This is a genomic window from Pristimantibacillus sp. Z349TD_6 (genome assembly GCF_056173205.1).
On sequence record NZ_CM149662.1, the window covers coordinates 74,546 to 92,312 of the forward strand.

Annotated in this window: 18 protein-coding genes; all 18 read left to right on the forward strand. The window is 46.6% G+C overall.

Annotation, left to right across the window (positions count from 1 at the left end):
• Positions 1-111: 111 nt before the first annotated feature.
• The gene (locus AC0VYE_RS00365) at positions 112-1,167 is read left to right on the forward strand and encodes a BMP family lipoprotein (RefSeq protein WP_076271305.1); all 1,056 of its coding nucleotides are present in this window, start codon (positions 112-114) and stop codon (positions 1,165-1,167) included.
• A gap of 162 nt (positions 1,168-1,329) precedes the next feature.
• A complete protein-coding gene (locus AC0VYE_RS00370) occupies positions 1,330-2,874 on the forward strand; it encodes an ABC transporter ATP-binding protein (RefSeq protein ID WP_076271306.1) in 1,545 nt (514 codons plus the stop codon).
• 5 nt (positions 2,875-2,879) lie between these two features.
• Entirely contained in the window at positions 2,880-3,962 is a 1,083-nt protein-coding gene (locus tag AC0VYE_RS00375) for an ABC transporter permease (protein ID WP_076271307.1), read from the forward strand.
• 1 nt (position 3,963) lies between these two features.
• On the forward strand, positions 3,964-4,926 hold the full coding sequence (locus AC0VYE_RS00380) for an ABC transporter permease (RefSeq protein WP_076271308.1): 963 nt from the start codon (positions 3,964-3,966) through the stop codon (positions 4,924-4,926).
• Positions 4,927-5,276: 350 nt separating this feature from the next.
• A complete protein-coding gene (nadA, locus tag AC0VYE_RS00385) occupies positions 5,277-6,215 on the forward strand; it encodes a quinolinate synthase NadA (protein WP_054025832.1) in 939 nt (312 codons plus the stop codon).
• Positions 6,216-6,248: 33 nt separating this feature from the next.
• Positions 6,249-7,862 carry an L-aspartate oxidase gene (gene nadB, locus AC0VYE_RS00390; protein ID WP_076271309.1) on the forward strand — a complete coding sequence of 538 codons (1,614 nt, stop codon included), beginning with the start codon at positions 6,249-6,251 and terminating at the stop codon, positions 7,860-7,862.
• A complete protein-coding gene (gene nadC / locus AC0VYE_RS00395) occupies positions 7,855-8,739 on the forward strand; it encodes a carboxylating nicotinate-nucleotide diphosphorylase (RefSeq protein WP_076271310.1) in 885 nt (294 codons plus the stop codon). Before nadB ends, nadC begins: the two co-directional genes overlap by 8 nt.
• Positions 8,736-9,509, forward strand: coding sequence for a type III pantothenate kinase (locus AC0VYE_RS00400; protein ID WP_076271311.1), 774 nt, complete (start codon positions 8,736-8,738; stop codon positions 9,507-9,509). The genes nadC and AC0VYE_RS00400 overlap by 4 nt, the downstream gene beginning before the upstream one ends.
• Positions 9,509-10,417, forward strand: a complete 909-nt coding sequence (gene hslO, locus AC0VYE_RS00405; RefSeq protein ID WP_076271312.1) for an Hsp33 family molecular chaperone HslO — start codon at positions 9,509-9,511, stop codon at positions 10,415-10,417. The genes AC0VYE_RS00400 and hslO overlap by 1 nt, the downstream gene beginning before the upstream one ends.
• 17 nt (positions 10,418-10,434) lie before the next feature.
• A complete protein-coding gene (locus tag AC0VYE_RS00410; protein WP_076271313.1) occupies positions 10,435-11,427 on the forward strand; it encodes a peptidylprolyl isomerase in 993 nt (330 codons plus the stop codon).
• A gap of 127 nt (positions 11,428-11,554) precedes the next feature.
• The gene (gene cysK / locus AC0VYE_RS00415; protein ID WP_054025838.1) at positions 11,555-12,493 is read left to right on the forward strand and encodes a cysteine synthase A; all 939 of its coding nucleotides are present in this window, start codon (positions 11,555-11,557) and stop codon (positions 12,491-12,493) included.
• A 113-nt stretch (positions 12,494-12,606) separates the two neighbouring features.
• The gene (locus AC0VYE_RS00420; RefSeq protein ID WP_475445386.1) at positions 12,607-14,211 is read left to right on the forward strand and encodes an anthranilate synthase component I family protein; all 1,605 of its coding nucleotides are present in this window, start codon (positions 12,607-12,609) and stop codon (positions 14,209-14,211) included.
• The gene (gene pabA, locus AC0VYE_RS00425) at positions 14,208-14,789 is read left to right on the forward strand and encodes an aminodeoxychorismate/anthranilate synthase component II (protein WP_076271315.1); all 582 of its coding nucleotides are present in this window, start codon (positions 14,208-14,210) and stop codon (positions 14,787-14,789) included. Before AC0VYE_RS00420 ends, pabA begins: the two co-directional genes overlap by 4 nt.
• Complete coding sequence (pabC, locus tag AC0VYE_RS00430) at positions 14,786-15,676, forward strand: aminodeoxychorismate lyase (protein ID WP_076271316.1); 891 nt, start codon at positions 14,786-14,788, stop codon at positions 15,674-15,676. The genes pabA and pabC overlap by 4 nt, the downstream gene beginning before the upstream one ends.
• A 45-nt stretch (positions 15,677-15,721) precedes the next feature.
• Entirely contained in the window at positions 15,722-16,570 is an 849-nt protein-coding gene (gene folP, locus AC0VYE_RS00435) for a dihydropteroate synthase (RefSeq protein ID WP_076271317.1), read from the forward strand.
• A gap of 61 nt (positions 16,571-16,631) precedes the next feature.
• On the forward strand, positions 16,632-17,018 hold the full coding sequence (folB, locus tag AC0VYE_RS00440) for a dihydroneopterin aldolase (protein WP_076271318.1): 387 nt from the start codon (positions 16,632-16,634) through the stop codon (positions 17,016-17,018).
• Positions 16,993-17,550 (forward strand): 2-amino-4-hydroxy-6-hydroxymethyldihydropteridine diphosphokinase, encoded by a 558-nt coding sequence (gene folK / locus AC0VYE_RS00445; protein WP_256711077.1) that lies wholly within the window; start codon positions 16,993-16,995, stop codon positions 17,548-17,550. Before folB ends, folK begins: the two co-directional genes overlap by 26 nt.
• Complete coding sequence (locus AC0VYE_RS00450; protein ID WP_054025845.1) at positions 17,502-17,714, forward strand: helix-turn-helix domain-containing protein; 213 nt, start codon at positions 17,502-17,504, stop codon at positions 17,712-17,714. The genes folK and AC0VYE_RS00450 overlap by 49 nt, the downstream gene beginning before the upstream one ends.
• Positions 17,715-17,767: the final 53 nt, after the last annotated feature.

Here is a 17,767-nt window from a genome sequence, read left to right on the forward strand (position 1 = left end):
GTTTATTTTTTTGTAACTATAATGAAATAATAGCGGCCAGTATCAGCAAGAATAAGAATGTAACAGGGGTTGCCAAGCTACACAAAAATTAGAGCAGGGGAGAAAACACGCATGAAAAAGACATTTAGCTTTATGCTTGTAATGATGATCGCGTTGACACTAGTGTTGTCAGCTTGCGGAGGAAAGAAAAACAACGAGGGCGGCACGAACGGAGATAAAGGGACTACACCTGCTGTTGAAAACGATGGTACTGGAAAAGGCAAAAAAATTGGTATGGTTACTGATGTTGGCGGCGTACACGATAAATCCTTTAACCAAAGCGCATGGGAAGCTCTTCAGAAAGTAGCGGCTGAGACTGGCGCGGAAACGAAGTTCTTGGAAAGTAAAGGCGAAGCAGACATGGAGCCGAACCTAAACAGCTTTGTTAAAGAAGGATATGACCTTACTTGGGGTATCGGTTTCTTGTTTAATGATGCACTAAGCAAAGTGGCTAAAGAAAATCCAGATGCTAAGCTAGCAGTAATTGACAGCGTAATCGAAGCGCCAAACGTTGCTTCTATTACTTTCGCTGAAAACGAAGGATCTTTCCTTGTTGGTGTCGTTGCAGGTTTGATGACAAAAACAAATAAAGTTGGTTTCGTTGGCGGTATGGAGATTCCGGTTATCAAGAAATTCGAAGCAGGCTTCAAAGCTGGTGTTGCTGCAGTTAAACCGGATGTTAAAGTTGAAGTTAACTATGCAGGTGACTTCGGTAAACCTGACCTTGGTAAATTGGCTGCATCAACAATGTACGATGGCGGTGCTGATATTATTTTCCACGCTGCTGGCGCTACAGGCAATGGTGTGTTCAATGAAGGTAAAGCGCGTAAAGACAATGGTGAAAACGTTTGGGTTATTGGTGTAGATAAAGACCAATCACTTGAGTTCGGTGATGAAATTACACTTACGTCCATGATGAAGGGCGTTGAAACTGCGGTTCATAAAGTATCCACAGATCTAATCGCTGGAACATGGGCTGGCGGAACTGTACAAGAGCTAGGTTTGAAAGACGATGCAGTAGGCTTGCCAGAAACATCTAAGAAAAACGTTCCAGCTGATGTTCTTGCTGAAGTAGAGAAATACAAAGCAAAAATCGTTAGCGGCGATATTAAAGTACCTACTGAATAGTTTTCTCCATTCAATGGTATCCTTTGATTGAGGATCGTTTGTTGATGAATCAGACAAGACCGGCTTCGGCCGGTCTTTGTTCTTTGTTGGGATAAGTAAGTGCTTTTAATGTCAAATTTTTTATGCATATTCAAGCAGTAAAAACCGGGGAGATGATGAGGAATGGACCGGAGCAAGGCGGCTGTACAGTTAAAGGGAATTACAAAGCGGTTTCCCGGATTGGTAGCTAACGATTCCATAAATTTTGAATTGAAGAAAGGTCAGATTCATGCGCTGCTTGGCGAGAATGGCGCAGGGAAATCGACACTAATGAACATTGTGTTCGGACTATATCAACCGGACGAGGGCGAGATTTGGGTTAATGGAGAGAAAACAGTCATTGAGGGTGCCTCTAAAGCAATTGACCTTGGCATCGGCATGGTTCATCAACATTTCAAACTCGTACAGCCTTTTACCGTTGCAGAAAATATTGTGCTTGGCAATGAACCTGTCAAAGGTATGAAAATCGACTACAAGCTCGCTAATGAGAAGGTTCGGGCGATATCCGAACGTTATGGTCTGAATGTAGACCCTCAGGCGCGAATTAAAGATATTACAGTAGGCATGCAGCAGCGTGTTGAAATTCTGAAAACGTTGTATCGCGGCGCCGAAATCGTTATTTTTGATGAGCCGACAGCTGTTTTGACGGTGCAGGAAATTGAGGAGCTAATCGAAATCATTCGCAACCTGGCTGCTGAAGGAAAGTCGATTATTATCATTACGCATAAATTGAAAGAAGTAATGGCTCTTGCAGATGCTGTAACCGTTATTAGACGCGGCAAGGTTATCAAGACAGTAACTACAGATGAGACGAATGAGCAGCAGCTTGCGGAATTGATGGTCGGCAGGGATGTATCCTTCGAGGTGAAGAAGACGAAGAACGAGCCTGGCGAAGTAATTTTATCTGTGGATGGATTGCAGATGAAAGGTGATCAAGGCAAAAATGTACTGGATGGTACCAGCTTCAACATTCGTGCAGGAGAGATTTTTGGCATAGCCGGTGTTGATGGCAATGGGCAAAGCGAGCTCATTTACGCTATAACAGGTATGCGCAAACTGGACGGCGGCAGCGTTAAGCTGAACGGCAAGGATATGACGAACCATTCTCCGCGCCAAATATCGGTTGCGGGAGTAGGGCATATACCAGAGGATCGGCATAAGCATGGGCTGGTGCTAGATTTCTCAGTTAGTGAGAATATGATTTTGAATACGTATTTTGAGCCGGAATTCGGCCGTTCCATGTTTATTGATTACAACAGCATGGACAAGCTGTCTGAAAAGCTTGTTAACGAATTTGATGTTCGCTCATCAGGTATTCATACGCATGCTCGTCAGTTGTCTGGCGGAAACCAGCAGAAGGCTATTATCGCACGGGAGCTTCATAAAGATCCTGATTTGCTTATTGCGGTTCAGCCTACACGCGGCCTCGACATCGGTGCGATCGAATTTGTGCACAAGCGGTTGGTACAAGCTCGAAACGAAGGAAAAGCGATTTTACTCGTATCATTTGAGCTTGATGAGCTGTATGCATTGTCCGATCGAATTGCGGTCATGTATGAAGGCAAGCTAATGGGTGAGGTTGATGCTGAGCAGAGAGATGATCAGCAGCTTGGACTTATGATGGCTGGTAACAAAATAGCTGTACCTGCATCAGAGGGGAGAGGATAGCGTATATGGAAACCTTGAAAAAAATATTTAATAAATCGTCTATCCTTATTCCAATTGTGTCAATCATTCTTGGATTTGTGGTTGGCGCCATTGCCATGCTTGCTGGAGGGTACGATCCAATTCTAGCGTACACTTCTTTAATCAATAAGCTGTTTAGCACTCCTTACAATATGGGAGAAGCGGTTCGAGCAATTACACCATTGATCTTTACAGGTTTAGCCGTTTCCTTCGCTTTCCGTACAGGTCTATTCAATATCGGTGTAGAGGGACAATTTGTAATGGGCATGACTGGCGCGACAATCGTAGGCGTGCTGCTTGACCTGCCATGGTATATACATGCGCCTCTAGCTGTAATTACGGGTGCTGTATTCGGTGGCCTATGGGCGGGTATTGCTGGTTACTTGAAAGCGAAGCGTGGAGTAAATGAAGTTATTTCATCCATCATGCTGAATTGGATCGCATTGTTCCTCTCCAATTTTATCATTGCGAAGTTTCTTGTTGAGAAAGGCCAGCAGAAGTCGATGCCGGTTCATGAATCAGCTATGGTGAAAATTGATTGGCTTATTAAACTGACAGACAACGCTCGTATGCACTGGGGTACGGTAGTTGCTCTCATTTGTATCGTTGTGTTTTATTTCGTGTTATGGCGTACGAAACAAGGCTACGAGCTTCGTGCTGTTGGACATAATCCGGATGCAGCGTTATATGCGGGTATGAACGTTAACGTAACGATGGTTAAGTCGATGTTTATAAGCGGCGTATTCGCTGGTCTGGGCGGCGTGTTTGAAATTTTAGGCGTGTTCGGCAACCAGACCGTTATGGCTGCTTCTCCGGGCTATGGGTTTGATGGTATTGCGGTAGCGCTCCTTGGCGGAAATACGCCGATTGGTGTATTCCTTGGCGCAATCTTATTCGGTGGACTCAGCTACGGTTCAGCAGGCATGAGCTTTGGTGCAGGTGTTCCTCCTGAGGTCGTGCGTATCGTAATCGGCGCCGTTATTTTCTTCGTTGCTTCGCATGGATTGGTGAAGTGGTTCTTAAAGCCTTTTCTAAATAAACGTGCAAGCAAGCGGAAGGAGGCGGTGTAGGATGAACGTGCTAGACATCATTGGACAACTTATTAATACAACGCTCGTGTTCTCCACCGCGCTCATTTTTACAGCACTTGGCGGTATGTACTCAGAGCGCTCAGGTGTTGTGAACATCGGACTAGAGGGCTTGATGGTTTCAGGAGCGTTCGCCGCGGCAGTTGCAACGGAGTATGCGATACAAGCTGGGTTAGGCAGTGCATCACCGTGGATTGGATTTATAGCTGCAGCTATTTATGGTACGTTATTTGCTTTATTGCATGCGATATCAACGATCACGTTCCGTGCGGATCAAACCGTCGTCGGTGTCGTTATTAACATCCTATCGCTTGGCTTAGCGCTTTACCTAACCAAAAGCATTTATGATGGATCAGGTCAAACGCCGCTTTTGGCTAATGTATTTCACAAAGTGAAAATACCTTATTTATCTGATATTCCGTTGCTCGGGAAAGCTATTTTCACCGCGTATCCGACGACGTATATTGTTCTAGCTATCGCAGTGATCAGTTATTTCGTCTTGTTCCACACGCCGTTTGGCTTGCGTCTGCGTGCTGTGGGCGAACATCCGAGCTCTGCGGATACCGTTGGTATTAGCGTAACCAAATACCGTTATATCGGTGTATTGCTCAGCGGCGCGCTTGCAGGTCTTGGCGGTGCGACAATTACGTTGACGACGACAAGCAGCTTTGCGCATAATACGATTTCTGGGCAAGGATTTATTGCGCTCGCAGCACTGATTTTCGGTAAATGGAATCCGCTTGGCGTTGTAGGAGCAGCAATGTTCTTCGGTCTAGCTCAGGCGCTTAGAAGCTTTGCACAGCGCTTTGAATTCTCGCAGCATATTCCAGTTGAATTTTTCTACATGCTGCCATACGTTTTAACTCTGATTGTTTTGGCAGGAGCTGTCGGCCGTTCAAATGCGCCATCAGCACTTGGTCAACCTTACGATCCAGCAAAAAGATAATTCAAAATGGTCTCTCTCCATCACGGAGAGAGACTTTTTTTATTTCGTTGCAAAAACAAGAGATGACGGAGGTCGCGATTATATAGTAAAAAAGGTTCATTTACGAAGAATGGGAGTGAGATACAGCGATCAAAATAATTTATTTTAAATTGCTGCCTTAAAAAGGCCTTTAACGCATTGACAGTAGCATCTACCGCGTGTAAATTAAAACTTAATCAAATGAATTTATCCCTTTTGGTTTAAACTATAGGTAAGCGACTTTCTAAGTTTGTGCATCAATTCACAAAGTTCAGCTTGCCGTATAACGGAATGGGTTATCGCCCATCCTTCATAAGAGGAGAGGATCTACTGTGGAAGCACTGGCACTGGAACGCAAGGCGGAGCAAAACCGAGAGCTGCGTGAACGGTTGTTACAGTTGAAGAAAGAACGGAATGCTATCATTTTAGCTCATTATTATCAACGTGATGAAATTCAAGAGGTAGCTGATTTCCGTGGAGATTCCTTCCTGCTTGCGCAGAAGGCTGCACAAACGGATGCTGAAGTTATTGTTTTTTGCGGCGTTCACTTTATGGGTGAGAGCGCAAAAATTTTGGCTCCTAATAAAACCGTTATCATTCCCGACGAGCGTGCGGGCTGTCCGATGGCCGACATGGTAAGTGTTGATGGCTTGCGTAAGCTGAAAGCGCAGCACCCGAATGCAAAAGTCGTTACTTACATTAACTCGTCTGCTGAGATCAAAGCTGAGACTGATATTTGCTGCACATCGGCAAATGCGGTTAAAGTTGTCAATTCGGTTGAAGGCGACGAGATCATCTGGGTACCAGATAAGAACCTAGGCCACTATGTGCAGCAGAATACAGATAAGAAAATGATTATCTGGGAAGGTTACTGCAATACGCACGATATGCTGACGGTTAAAGACGTAGAAGAAATGAAAGCGAAATATCCTAATGCGCAATTCGTTGTGCATCCGGAATGTCGTCCTGAAGTTGTTGAGCTAGGCGACTTTGTAGGCAGTACAACCGCTATTATTAAATATTGTAAAGAATCAGATTGCCAAGAATTTATCGTGGGAACAGAAGATGGCACTGGCTATCAGCTTCGTTTAGACAGCCCAGGTAAAACTTTTCATTTTGCATCTAAATATTTGGTGTGCCCTAACATGAAAGTAAATAATTTGAAGAAGCTAGTGAAATGCTTGGAAACGATGCAGCCTCAAATCTACGTACCGCCACATGTTGCAGATCAAGCCCGTTTATCCTTGGAGCGCATGCTACTCGTGAAGTAGTATGCGCTGCTTCTACGCTTGGAGGAGCCAATGATGATTCCTAGATATTTAGTCGATGTGCAGTTAAGTGAGCTGCCTGTTATAGAAAAAGATGTGATTGTAATTGGGGCCGGCATTGCCGGTCTTTTTACCGCTATACGAGCAAGTGAAAACAATTCTGTCCTCATGATTACGAAAAAATCGCTGCTCGACAGCAATACGCGTTATGCGCAGGGCGGTATCGCTGCGGTTATTTCGGATGAGGATTCGCCGGCTTACCATAGACAAGATACACTCGTAGCGGGTGCAGGCTTATGTTCTAATGAAGCGGTTGATGTACTCGTTCATGAGGGACCCAAAGGTGTTCGCAGCTTAATAAAGATGGGAACGCAATTTGATCTGGAAAATGGCGAGTTTGCGCTTACGAAGGAAGGAGCGCATAGCCAGCGGCGTATTTTGCATGCTAACGGGGATGCTACAGGTTTTGAGATTGTACGAGCATTGTCCGAAACAGCTATTGCCAATCCTAAGATCGAAGTTTGGGATGACCATTTTGTTATTGATTTGGTTACACAGGACGGCGAATGCTGTGGTGTCATTGTACAGAAGCCGAGCGGTGCGCGGTTGTTTGTAAGAGGCAAAGCCGTCATTTTGAGCTCAGGCGGGGCGGGCCAGTTGTACCGTTACACAACAAATCCTGAGGTTGCTACAGGAGACGGCATTGCGATGGCTTATCGAGCAGGGGCATACATACAGGATGTCGAGTTTATTCAGTTCCACCCTACCTCTCTATGTTATCCAGGTGCGCCAAGGTTTTTGATATCAGAGGCTGTGCGCGGCGAAGGGGCGTATCTTCGTAATATTAAAGGAGAGCGCTTCATGGAACGCTACCATGAACAGCTGGAGCTGGCACCGCGCGATGTTGTGGCGAGAGCCATCGTCAGTGAAATGGAAGAGACGAAATCGACTTTCGTTTATATTGATATTACACATGAATCACCGGAAATGGTGAAGCACCGTTTTCCTACTATATATGAATATTGCTTAAAATACGGCCTCGACTTGACGTCGGACTGGATTCCGGTTGCACCAGCTATGCATTATATGATGGGCGGAGTGAAAACCGACCTAAATGGGGAAACGAATATAAAGCGTTTATTCGCTTGTGGCGAAGTTTCCTCAACAGGTGTACACGGCGCTAATCGATTAGCGAGCAATTCGCTTTCCGAGGCCATTGTATTTGGCAGAAGAATTGTAAAACGAATCGATGAGCTTCCGAGTCTTACGATTCAGCCTATTATTAGTAATGAGATAGAACGAAGCAGTACATCAATCCAAGCTGTCGTAGAAAGACGGCTTAAGCTGCAAAAGATCATGGTCCGTTATGCTGGCTTGCGCCGCGATGCAAGTGGTCTTATGAAAGGTCTTGAGGAATTGAAACGGCAGTTGCCTATCTATCAATCCGTTCTGACGGGGCGTGAGGAATACGAATTTGCTAATCTGCTCACCTGTGCCCTGCTGACTACGGAAGCTGCACTCTCTCGGGAGGAAAGTCGTGGTGCGCATTTCCGAGAGGATTTCCCGGTACGCGATGATGCAATGTGGAGAAAGCATACGGTGTTACACCGTCTATATGGATTGACGGAGGAGCGAATAGAGGATGTTTGAATGGATGGCAGGCGGTTATAATGCGGCAGTGCGCGAGCAAATTCGCGGATGGCTTGCAGAGGATATAGGCAGTGGGGATATTACGACCGAAACGACGATTCCAAGGGACTCGCGTTCCAAAGCGGTTATCCATGTGAAGGAAAGCGGTATAATTGCAGGGCTTCCGATTGCGAAGCTCGTATTTGAGGTTGTTGATTCGTCACTTGTCTTTGATTCCAAAGTACAGGATGGCGAGTATGTAAACAAGGGTACGATTATCGCCACTGTAGAGGGCAGCACGCATAGCCTATTAACCGGAGAGCGACTTGCGCTTAACTTAATGCAACGGCTGTCTGGCATTGCGACTAAGACACGTTCTTTCATCGATGCGCTTGAAGGATTGCCGGTTCGGCTTGTCGATACTCGCAAGACAACCCCAGGACATCGGATGCTGGAGAAGTATGCAGTGCGTGTGGGGGGCGGCGCTAACCACCGATTCGGTTTATACGATGCAGTTATGATTAAAGATAACCATATTAAAGGCTCTGGCGGCATTCGTGCTGCGGTTGAAGCTGCGCGCAGTAAAATTCCACATACAATGAAAATTGAAGTAGAGACAGAATCGTTAGCGCAAGTGGACGAAGCGCTTGCTTGTGGCGCAGACATTATTATGCTGGACAATATGTCTACAGATTTGATGAAGGAGTGTGTAGCTCGAATTAAAGCAGCTTCTCCTCACGTTATCGTAGAAGCATCTGGCGGTGTCTCTTTAGAAACCGTTAAAGGTATCGCAGCTAGCGGCGTTGATGTCATTTCGGTAGGCGGATTGACTTATTCCTTCCATGCGCTCGATATTAGCTTGGATTTGAATGAGAAGAAGGGTGTGGAGTCGCTTTGATCCTCGTCATTGATGTTGGAAATACGAATATTGTGCTAGGTATCTATAAAGGAAAAGAACTTTTGCACCATTGGCGGCTGAGCACCAATCGTTCTGCTACAGTAGATGAATACGGCATTAACATTCATAATCTGTTTCATTATGCCGGCGTGAAGCTGGAACAAATGGAAGGCGTCATTATTTCATCGGTTGTTCCACCTTTGATGCGGACACTCGAGCAGCTTTGCCTCAAATATTTGCGTAAAGTTCCACTAGTTGTAGGGCCTGGCGTCAAAACCGGATTAAACATCCGCTATGAGAATCCACGTGAGGTTGGGGCTGATCGGATCGTCAATTCGGTGGCGGGCATCGTAAAATACGGCTCACCGCTTATTGTTGTTGATTTCGGTACAGCAACGACCTTTGACTATATTGATGAAGGCGGCAATTACTTGGGCGGTGCCATTGTTCCGGGGATCGGCATTTCTACCGAAGCGCTTTATCAGCGTGCCGCTAAGCTGCCGCGTATTGAGCTTGTGAAGCCGAAGAGTGTCATTGGGCGCAATCCTGTGACATCGATGCAGGCTGGCATTATTTTTGGATACGCAGGACAGGTTGACGGTATTGTTAAACGGATTCGTACAGAATTTGGTGTCACACCACGTGTAATCGCAACCGGCGGCTTAGCTGAGTTAATCGCTGCTGAATCGGAAACGATAGAAGAGGTTGATCCGCTGCTCACACTTGAAGGATTGAGAATTATATATGAACGCAATCAGGAGGGATTTTGATGGAAAATCAGCTGAAGGACGTGCTGGTGCGAGGGACGGCATGGAATGGCAAGATTCGAGTGTTCGCGGCTCGCACGACTCAGCTTGTTGAAGAGCTTCGCCAAAGGCATGGTACATATCCAACGGCTACAGCAGCGTTAGGGCGTACATTAACAGCAGGTGCTATTATGGGCGCTATGCTGAAAGGGCAAGAAAAACTGACGATTCAAGTAAAGGGCGACGGTCCAATCGGCCAGATCGTTGTTGATGCCAATGCAGACGGAGAGGTTCGCGGATACGTTGATCATCCTGAAGTGCATTTGGCAAGCAACGCACTGGGTAAGCTTGACGTAGCCGGAGCTGTCGGGCGCACTGGTTATCTTCATATTACAAAGGATTTAGGGATGAAGGAGCCATACCGTGGCAGTATTCCGATTGTATCGGGTGAACTCGGCGAGGATTTCACATACTATTTCGCGGTCTCCGAGCAGACGCCTTCGGCGGTTGGTCTTGGCGTCTTGGTAGATACAGATAACTCGGTGCTGCATGCCGGCGGGTTTATCGTTCAGCTTATGCCTGGTTTGACGGACGATGAGATTACAAAACTGGAGCAAGCGGTTGGATCGATGCCGCCTGTAACGACCTTGCTTGATCAAGGAGAGTCACCGGAGGGGCTGCTGCGCCGGATTGTAGGCAATGATGGCGACCTTCACATTCACGATACGATGGACTTGAAGTTTCAATGCTTCTGTTCCTCCGAGCGTGTAGAGCAGACACTTCTCAGTTTAGGTGAGCATGAGCTGCAACAAATTATTGATGAAGATGGAAAAGCGGAAGTCGTTTGCCAATTTTGCAACGAAGCGTATACATTTGAACGGGCGCAGCTAAAGCTGCTGCTTGAACAAGCGAAACCAAAGCCGATCCAATAATCGGAGGCATTAGGGCAATGAGGAAATACGAGGTGCTGAAGGCCGTTGTCATCCTTCAAGCCGTATGCATGGTGGTATTATCGGTAGTCGTCGTAATTAGAGTGTGGCCGGGTCATGATCGACAGCTGGATAATCAGCAGCCAACGAATGTCGGCAGTGGGGAAGAAACGGCTGAACCGAGCAAGCCGGGCCAAACACCAACGAATCAATCGGATGGTAGCCGTGTGATCGCTAAAGTGGGCAAGGAAAACATTACGCTTGCAGATTTGGAAGGTGAGCTTCATTCGCAATATGGAGCTGCTGTTCTGCGCACGTTAATGGTTCATAAAGCGATTGATTTAGAAGCTGCAGCCTCTGAGCTAAGCATACTCGCTGAAGAGCAAAGCCGTGAGCTTGATAAAATGATTGAAGGCTACGATAGTGAAGAACGTTTTTTTGAAGTCATGCAAGAGCAATTAGGCATGAGCCGGGAACAGGTGTTGGAGGACTTGCATTACCGCTTGCTTCTGGAGAAAATCGTCGTGCGAAGCATTCATGTCTCAGATGAAGAGGTTGAACGCTATATAACCGACCATCCTGAGGAATTTGATGAGAAAATGCAGCTGCATCTGCAATGGATTATAACGGAGACGATGAAGGAAGCTAACTCCGTGATGGGGCTTTTATCGGATGGCGAGGATTTCGCTGAGATGGCACATTCCTATTCCATTGATTCTTTTACGGCAGATACAGGCGGCGATCTCGGCTTAATTGATAAAGATGACCCATTCTATAACCGCGAAATGATGGAAACAGCCAGCCGTTTGCGGGTAGCTGAAATTGCTGGTCCGATTAAGGTAGATGGGGGTTATGCGGTTATTCGTCTTATCGAGCGCCAAATGACAACGAATATGTCGGGCGGCAGGCTGCAAGATACCGTACGCAAGCAGCTGGCGCTTGAACGTGCTGACTCATTGACCAAAATTGAGGATAAGCTGCTAGAGAAATATGATGCTGTGAAAACAGAATAGCTTTGCCCGGTGCTGCGTTTTCAGTGGAGCGTTAAAGTCACTATTGACAACGGATGCAAGAGATTGTTAAGATGTAATTAGTGAAAATACCAACTGAATTAGTCGGAATAAGGAGGCAGTTATTTCCATGGCCAAAATTGTACAAAGTGTTCTAGATCTTATCGGTGACACTCCGCTTGTTCGTTTAAACCGTCTCGTGCCTGAGGGCAGTGCAGAAGTTTATGTGAAACTTGAATATCAAAATCCAGGTGCAAGTGTAAAAGACCGTATTGCAATCAGTATGATTGAGGTAGCTGAGCAAGAGGGAATCATAAAACCAGGCGATACTATTATTGAGCCTACTAGTGGAAATACAGGAATTGGACTAGCACTTGTAGCAGCTGCAAAAGGCTATAAGGCTATTCTTGTTATGCCTGAAACGATGAGTATTGAGCGTCGCAACCTGCTTCGCGCTTACGGTGCAGAGCTTGTATTGACGCCAGGTTCTGAAGGTATGAACGGTGCTGTTCGCAAAGCGGAAGAACTAGCTGCTGAGAACACGAACTACTTCCTGCCGCAACAATTCAAAAACCAAGCAAACGTTAAGGTTCACCGCGAAACGACAGGTCCTGAGATCGTCGAAGCGATCAACTCCCTTGATGGTAAGCTTGATGCGTTCGTTGCTGGTATCGGAACTGGCGGAACGATTTCAGGTACTGGTGAAGTGCTTAAGAAAAACTTCGACGGTATTAAAATTTACGCGGTAGAGCCTGCTGCTTCACCGATCCTCTCTGGCGGCAAACCGGGTGCTCACAAAATTCAAGGTATCGGCGCAAACTTTGTTCCTGATATTTTGAACCGTGATATCTACGATGCTGTCATTACAATTGAGAACGAAGATGCGTTTGAATACGCTCGTCGTGCAGCGAAAGAAGAAGGCATTCTTTGCGGAATTTCCTCTGGCGCAGCGATCTATGCGGCATTGCAAGTTGCGAAAGAGCTTGGCGAAGGAAAACGTGTTGTTGCGATTGTTCCAAGCAACGGCGAACGCTACCTTTCCACACCGCTGTTCAACTTCGAAAACTAATTTTTACTGCCTATATCGAACAGCCTTTCATTCCTCGGAATGGAAGGCTTTCTTTTTACTTAGCTATTCTGTATACTGAGCAAAATAAGTCAAGTATTCGGGGGTTGAAGGTGATGATCACCGCGATAGAGCAATGGACTCGGTGGCACGCCGAACAGAAATATACGACGCTGCCATTCGTTAAAGAATTACCCTTTGAGTTCGGTAATCGGGCGAACGTAACGTCATGGGAAGAAGTATGGCAGGACGCTTCGCCGCATGCTTTTGTATTAGAAAGCGGCAAGGACGGACGATATACGTATTTGGGATTGCATCCTGACGGGGTTATCCGTGGAAAAGGGCTGCAAGCAGAGTCGATACAATTTCATTCGCTAGAGGAGCAAAGCAAGCGCCGCTGGGAAGGTAAGCCGCTTGAGGTTGTGAGAGAATGGATGAGCGGTTTGCTTGGGCCGAAGCTTGAGAATGGGCCTAAGTGGGTTGGCGGCTGTATCGGATTCTGGGGTTACGATGTCATTCGTTCGATCGAACGATTGCCGGTGCTAGCCGAGGATAATCAGGATATTCCCGATTATTTATTCATGCAAATGAATGAGATATGGATCATCGACCATGAGCAATCAAAAGTGTATTGTGCTGTCCATTCAAAAGTAGATCAAAATGCGGATCAAGAGGAACTGCGTGCTGCTTATGACCGTGCTTCATCTAGAGCGGAAGGGATGACCAACTACTGGTTAACCTGGTTTGATGAAGAGCATGCCCAGGCGAAGGCGATATCGCTTCGAGCAGAGCGTCAGCGTTTGTTGACAGATGATTTATTGCAATTGGATGCGGATTCGATTTCTGGCATCACATCCCCTTTCTCGAAGCAAGCATACATGGACGCCGTTCGCAGCATTCAGCGATATATTGAGCAGGGTGACGTTTTTCAAGTGAATTTGTCCGTTCGTCAGAGCAAAGCGATTGCGGCTGCGCCGGAAGAACTTTATGAATGGATTCGACTAGTTAACCCATCGCCTTATATGGGGTTTCTGCGTTGTCCTGATTTTCAGATTGTATCTGCATCCCCTGAGCTTCTCGTTGAGCTCAATGATAACAAACTGATCACAAGACCGATAGCTGGAACGCGTAGACGCGGGCGAACGGAGGAAGAGGATCGGCGCCTAGCTGACGAACTTCTCACGAATGAGAAGGAGCGGGCGGAGCATATTATGCTCGTTGACTTGGAACGGAACGATCTTGGGCGGATTTCTACTTATGGTACGGTTAAGGTCGAAGAGTTTATGGTTATTGAACAATACTCGCATGTTATGCATCTTGTTTCTCAGGTAGTAGGACAGCTTGCAAACGGCAAAGATGCTTACGATGTTATATCGGCTACCTTCCCTGGAGGAACGATTACAGGTGCTCCAAAAATTCGCACAATGGAAATCATAGAAGAGCTTGAACCGACACGCAGAGGACCGTATACGGGCTCGCTTGGATGGATTGACTACAGCGGGGATATGGAATTTAATATTATTATTAGAACCATGGTGCTTCAGGAAGGCGTTGTTCATATTCAAGCGGGAGCAGGTATCGTTATTGATTCTGAGCCGGAGCGGGAATATAAAGAATCGCTAAACAAGGCGAAGGCATTATGGAAGGCCATTCAGTACAGCGAACGGTTTGCAGCAGTCGATTTGGCAGCGGAAACGGAAAAAGGGGGAGCCTTAACATGATACTTGTCATCGATAATTATGATTCCTTTACGTACAATTTAGTGCAGTATTTGGGTGAGCTTGGGGAAGATATTACGGTAAAAAGAAATGACGAAATAGATTTAGCTGGAATCGAAGCATTAGCGCCCGATCATATTTTAATATCACCAGGTCCGTGTTCACCGAATGAAGCGGGCATTAGTCTATCACTAATCGAGCATTTTAAAGGTAAAATCCCGATTTTTGGTGTATGTCTTGGTCATCAATCGATCGGGCAGGCATTTGGCGGGGAAGTGGTGCGTGCGGAGAAGCTGATGCACGGCAAAACGTCTGCCATTTATCATCAAGGAAAATCCGTATTTGAAGGTTTGCCATCACCTTTTACCGCTACTCGCTATCATTCTCTTATCGTACGCCGTGAAACGCTGCCTGATTGCTTGGAAATAACAGCGGAAACAGATGAAGGAGAAATTATGGGTTTGCGTCATAAGGAATATGCAATTGAAGGGGTGCAATTTCACCCTGAGTCCATTATAACGGAGCATGGCTTGACGATGCTTCGTAATTTCTTGCAAAATCGGACGGGCGCAGTGCGATGAAGGTCGGACTGAACGGCTCCGTAATGGATGCGAGCGAAGCCGTGATCTCAGTTTATGATCACGGCTTTTTGTACGGTATAGGTTTGTTCGAGACTTTCCGCACGTATAAGGGGAAACCATACTTACTAGATAGGCATATGAAGCGGCTATGCTCAGGCTGTGATCAGCTAGGAATTCAGTACACACCTAATATGGAGGAGCTGCGCTGCTCCGTTAACGAGCTACTTGTGGCGAATGAATTAAAAGATGGCTATATAAGACTAACCGTCAGTGCAGGCGAAGCTGAGCTAGGGTTGCCGACAGGAGATTATGAACAGCCGAATGTGTTAATGCTTGTAAAGGCTTTGCCGCCGGTTAATGATGCGGTTCATATGCGCGGACGGGAGCTGCGGCTTTTGCAGACAAGGAGGAACACGCCTGAGGGCGAGGTTCGCTTTAAGTCTCTCCATTATATGAACAATATTATTGCTAAGCGAGAGCTGCTTGCCAGTGGTGCTGCGCCTGGGGCCGAGGGTCTTATGCTCACGCGAGAGGGATGGTTGGCGGAGGGAATCGTGAGCAACTTGTTTTTTGCTAAGGACAATGTTGTATATACGCCTGAACTGGCCACCGGCATATTGCCGGGCATTACGCGCGAGCGAGTTATGGAGCTGGCTAGCAGTGCAGGGTATGAAACCGAAGAGGGCCTTTATAGCTTGGAGAAGCTGCAAACGGCCGATGAGATATGGCTTACCAATTCCATTCAGGAGCTCGTTCCCGTTACGCTGTTATCCGAAGCTGGCGGGGTGAGTAGAGTTATCGGAAACGGTCAAGCAGGGTCTATTACAAAGCAATTGCTTACTCTTTACCGACAGACGACAATTGACGATGATACTAGAGCTGTCTAAGCTCTATAATCATGTAACATTAAGAAGAAGGATGGCGATCTAACAATGGATCAACAACCAAATTTCTATAAAAGAACATATGAGTTTGGCAGTGGAACGAGGCTGGAGCTAGGCGAGCGTACGTTGATTATGGGCATTTTGAATGCGACACCTGATTCTTTCTCGGATGGCGGGAGCTATACGAGTGTGGATGCGGCTCTTGCCCGTGCGAAAGCGATGGTGGAGGAAGGCGCTGATATTATTGATATTGGCGGTGAATCGACACGTCCAGGATTTGAGCCGGTGGGAGTGGAGGAAGAGCTGCGGCGTATCCTTCCTGTTATTCAAGGATTGCGTAAGGCGCTGCCGCACATTCCTTTATCCATCGATACATACAAAGCTGAGACTGCACGGCATGCGCTAGAGGCGGGCGCTCATATTATTAATGACATTTGGGGGCTTAAGGGTGACCCTAATATGGCCGCAGTTGCAGCTGAATATGCTTGTCCTGTCATCATCAATCATAACCGCCATGCGAGAGACTATAATGATTTTGTTCCCGATGTACTTGCAGATTTGCAGGGCAGTGTAAGCATTGCAAGAACGGCGGGCATCGCTGAAGATCAGATCTGGCTAGATCCGGGTATTGGTTTTGCCAAAACCTATGAGGATAATCTGGAGCTGCTTAGCCGTCTATCTGAGCTGCATGCACTTGGATATCCGGTGCTGCTCGGCACCTCGCGTAAACGTTTCATTAAGCAGACGCTGAATCTGCCTGTTGATGAGCTTGTTGAGGGAACGGCTGCGACGGTTGCTCTTGGCATTGCGCACGGCTGCCAAATCGTACGTGTGCATGATGTGCGTGCAATAAAGCGTACCGCGCTTATGACGGACGCCATTTTATACCGACGTTAATTGTGTTGTAGAATGCCGTTTCCTATTTTAAATAAGGTACATCGTTAGGAGAGTGACTATAATGGATAAAATGATGATCAAAGGGATGAGGTTTTACGGCTACCACGGCGTATTTCCTGAAGAAAACAAGCTAGGCCAGAAATATTATGTGGATGTTGAACTCAATATGGATTTGGAGCAAGCAGCGTTAACCGATGATTTGAACAGTACGGTGAATTATGCAGAAATCCACGCTCTCACGAAAACGATTGTAGAGGGCCCTCCGTTTAAGCTTATCGAAGCTTTAACAGGTCACATTGCATCGCAAGTACTGGAAGTTTATACTATGGTAAATGAAGTGACGGTTCGAGTAACGAAGCCAAACCCGCCGTTTGATATCCATTTTGACGGAGTAACGGTAGAACTGCGCAGAAAGCGGGACAATGATGGACGAACAATTCCCGCTTGATGGCGCACAGGCAGAGGCATATATCGCTTTAGGATCAAACATGGGAAACCGTGAGCAACTGCTGCTGGAAGCGATTAGCCTCATCGATGCGCACCCGAACATCGTGGTAAGCAGAGTGTCGGGCATGTATGAGACTGATCCGGTAGGCTACACAGAGCAACCACCCTTTATCAATATGGCATTAGCTGTACGAACGACACTATCTCCATTAATGCTTTTACGTCAGCTTTTGGAGTACGAGCACCAGCTCGGTAGAGTTCGACAAATTCGTTGGGGACCGAGAACCATTGACCTTGATCTGCTCCTATACGATAATGTCAGAATGGATCAAGAGGAATTAACATTACCGCATCCGCGTATGATGGAGCGGTCGTTCGTACTCGTTCCGCTGCATGATGTTTTGGATCAAACACATCGGCTGCAGTCCGAGGTAAGCGCAGTATCTGAAGCAGCGCTTCTGGATGGAAAGGAAGGCATTACGTTATGGAAAACAATCAATTGGCGCAGCGCGTCAGAGCCTTTCGAAAGCTGAAGGGCTATACTCAGCAGGAGCTGGCCAAGGAGCTTGGCGTATCGGTGGCCGTTCTTGGCTCATTGGAGCGAGGAACAAGAAAGACGGATACGAAGTTATTAAATCATATCGCTAAGACGCTCGGCATCAGCTATGAGGAATTAATGTCTGATAACCGTGAATAGTGCTGTCTGGTACACAAGAAATGAACCATAAGCAATTAGAAGAGGAGGAAGGA